Here is a 3,420-nt window from a genome sequence, read left to right on the forward strand (position 1 = left end):
ACAAAAAAACCCTAACAACGAGAGTTATTAGGGTTTGAAAGATAGTCCATCAAAGGATGGAATAAAAAAAGACTTGGCGGCGACCTACTCTCCCACACTCTTGTGTGCAGTACCATCGGCGATAAAGAGCTTGACTTCTGAGTTCGGGATGGGATCAGGTATTTCCTCTTCTCCAATGCCACCAAGCAAAATCTGGCAAATGATTGTATCACTTATAAAAATCGACGCTTGAATTCTCTTTCTTCACTTGGCGTCTCTTATATTGTTCGCTTGTGAAAAATTCATAATTTGTGACCACTTTCTATCCAAGATGACTTTATGGTCTTCATCTCTTCATTCTTAAAAAAAGGTGGTCAAGCCAATGGACTGATTAGTATTGGTTAGCTCAACACATTACTGTGCTTACACACCCAACCTATCTACCACGTGGTCTACATGGAGTCTCATAGGGATACCTTATCTTGAGGGGGGCTTGGCGTTTAGATGCTTTCAACGCTTATCCTTTCCGAACATAGCTACCCGGCGATGCTCTTGGCAGAACAACCGGAACACCATTGGTTCGTCCACTTCGGTCCTCTCGTACTAGAAGCAGCTCCTCTCAAGTATCCTACGCCCACAACAGATAGGGACCAAACTGTCTCACGACGTTTTGAACCCAACTCGCGTACCGCTTTAATTGGCGAACAGCCAAACCCTTGGGACCTTCTCCAGCCCCAGGATGCGATGAGTCGACATCGAGGTGCCAAACCGCCACGTCGATATGAACTCTTGGTGGCGATAAGCCTGTTATCCCCGGAGTACCTTTTATCCGTTGAGCGACGGCGATTCCACTTTCCACCGCCGGATCACTAAGCCCTACTTTCGTATCTGCTCGACTTGTTGGTCTCGCAGTTAACTTGCCTTATACCTTTACGCTCGACTCGTGATTACCAACCACGATGAGGCAAGCTTTGGACTCCTCCGTTACCTTTTAGGAGGATACCGCCCCAGCAAAACTGCCCGTCTGACAATGTCCGAATTCCAGATTCATGGAATTTCGTTAGATTTCCGGCTTGTCAAGACCAGTATTTCAACGTTGACTCCATCCCCCCTGACGAGGGGACTTCAATGTCTCCTGGTTATCCTACACATGACAAGTCAAAAGCCAATATCAGAGTACAGTAAAGGTTCACGGGGTCTTTCCGTCTTATTGCGGGTAAACAGCATCTTCACTGCTACTACAATTTCACCGAGTCTCTCGTTGAGACAGTGCCCAGATCGTTATACCATTCGTGCAGGTCGGAACTTACCCGACAAGGAATTTCGCTACCTTAGGACCGTTATAGTTACGGCCGCCATTCACCAGGGCTTAAATTCAAAGCTTCGCACTTGCGCACTAACTTCTCCTTTTGACCTTTTGGCATTGGGCAGGCATCACACCATATACTTCGTCTTAGACGACTTTGCATAGTGCTGTGTTTTTGTTAAACAGTCGCCTGGGCCATTTCTCTGCGGCCACTTGATGCTTCATTCGCGAAGAATGTCACACCCCGTGGCTCCCCTTCTCCCGAAGTTACGGGGATAATTTGCCGAGTTCCTTAACGAGAGTTCTCTCGCGCGCCTGAGAATATTCTTCCCATCCACCTGTGTCGGTTTTGGTACGGTCACCATCAACGATTAGAGTCTATTTCTTGGAAGCGTTGCGCTACACTATCGGTTCACCCGAGGGCTCCCCTTGGTCCATACCTGGCTTTATGCTAGCGGATTTGCCTACTAGCCGGCCTCATATGTCCACGGACACTTCCAATCGTCCGCGTGCTTAACGTACTTCGTCAACTCATCATCATAGTTTTAGGTGGCGCAGGAATATTTAACCTGCTTGCCATCGCCTACGCTTTTCAGCCTCGGCTTAGGGACCGGCTAACCCAGGGAAGACGAGCTTTACCCTGGAAACCTTGGATTTTCGGCGAGGAGGATTTTCACCTCCTTTATCGTTTACTCATGCCATGCATTATCACTAGTATGCGCTCCAATGCTCCTTACGGTACATCTTCGCTGCACATACTACGCTCTCCTACCGCTTAGCTTTTACAAGCTAAACCCGCGATTTCGGCTCTATGCTTATTAGTCCCGGATATTATCGGCGCAGAGTTTCTCGATTGGTGAGCTGTTACGCACTCTTTAAATGATGGCTGCCTCTAAGCCAACATTCCAACTGTTTTAGAAACTCCACTTCCTTACTCACTTAGCATAGAATTTGGGGCCTTAATCGGCGATCTGGGCTGTTCCCCTTTTGACAATGAAGCTTATCCCCCACTGTCTATCTCCCGAACGAATCTACAGTATTCGGAGTTTGATTTCCTTTGGTAGGCCGGTAGGCCCCCGCGTGAATTCAGTGCTCTACCCCTGTAGATAATTATGTTCGAGGCTAACCCGAAAGTTATTTCGAAGAGAACAAGATATCTCCGAGTTTGATTGGCCTTTCACCCCTATCCACAACTCATCCAAAGCCTTTTCAACGGCAACTAGTTCGGTCCTCCACAAGGTGTTACCCTTGCTTCAACCTGGTCATGGATAGATCACTCGGTTTCGTGTCTACATCAAATGACTATACGCGCTTTTAACACTCGCTTTCGCTTCGGCTCCAGAACGTTGTCCCTTAACCTTGCCATTTAATAGTAACTCGCTGGCTCATCATGCAAAAGGCACGCCGTTAGCCATTTCCTTAAAAAGGACATAGGCCTTCGACCGTTTGTAAGCTGCTGGTTTCAGGTTCTATTTCACTCCCCTCATCGGGGTTCTTTTCACCTTTCCCTCACGGTACTGGTTCACTATCGGTCATCAATTAGTATTTAGCCTTGGAGAGTGGTCTCCCCAGATTCAGACCGGGTTTCACGTGTCCGGCCCTACTCAGGTGCCTGCCTTGTTTGGTCATTCTTTCGTCTACGGGGCTATCACCCTGTGTCGCTCAACTTTCCAGAAGTATTCGACTAGAATTTCCAAATCTTTTGGCTGGTCCTACAACCCCAAAGTCAAAGACTTTGGTTTGGGCTCATCCCGTTTCGCTCGCCGCTACTTAGGGAATCTCAATTGATTTCTTTTCCTCTGCTTACTAAGATGTTTCAGTTCAGCAGGTATCGCTTCTATAGCCTATGTATTCAGCTAAAGATAATGGGAGATTAGTCCCATTGGGTTGCCCCATTCGGATATCTCCGGGTCGCAGCTTTATTCCAGCTCGCCGGAGCTTTTCGCAGGTAAACGCGTCCTTCATCGCCTATTGATGCCTAGGCATCCACCAGCAGCCCTTAATAGCTTGACCAAATATATATTGGAACAAGCTTTAATATAAGAGTTCGATTTTATAGTCCTTGCGGACTTTCGCCATTTTTTATGAAGAATTCTTCTTCAAGCGTCGATTTTTATCAGTGATTATTTTAAAAA

At 47.1% G+C, this 3,420-nt stretch carries 2 rRNA genes; both read right to left on the reverse strand.

Going from position 1 to position 3,420, the window contains the following annotated elements:
- Positions 1 to 71: 71 nt before the first annotated feature.
- Positions 72 to 186: ribosomal RNA gene (rrf, locus tag AOM43_RS06170) — 5S ribosomal RNA — on the reverse strand.
- A 163-nt stretch (positions 187 to 349) separates the two neighbouring features.
- A 23S ribosomal RNA gene (locus AOM43_RS06175) occupies positions 350 to 3,298 on the reverse strand.
- Positions 3,299 to 3,420 lie beyond the last annotated feature (122 nt).

Origin of the sequence: Parachlamydia acanthamoebae, assembly GCF_000875975.1 — a bacterium.
In the GTDB taxonomy this organism is placed as follows: Bacteria; Chlamydiota; Chlamydiia; order Chlamydiales; family Parachlamydiaceae; genus Parachlamydia; species Parachlamydia acanthamoebae.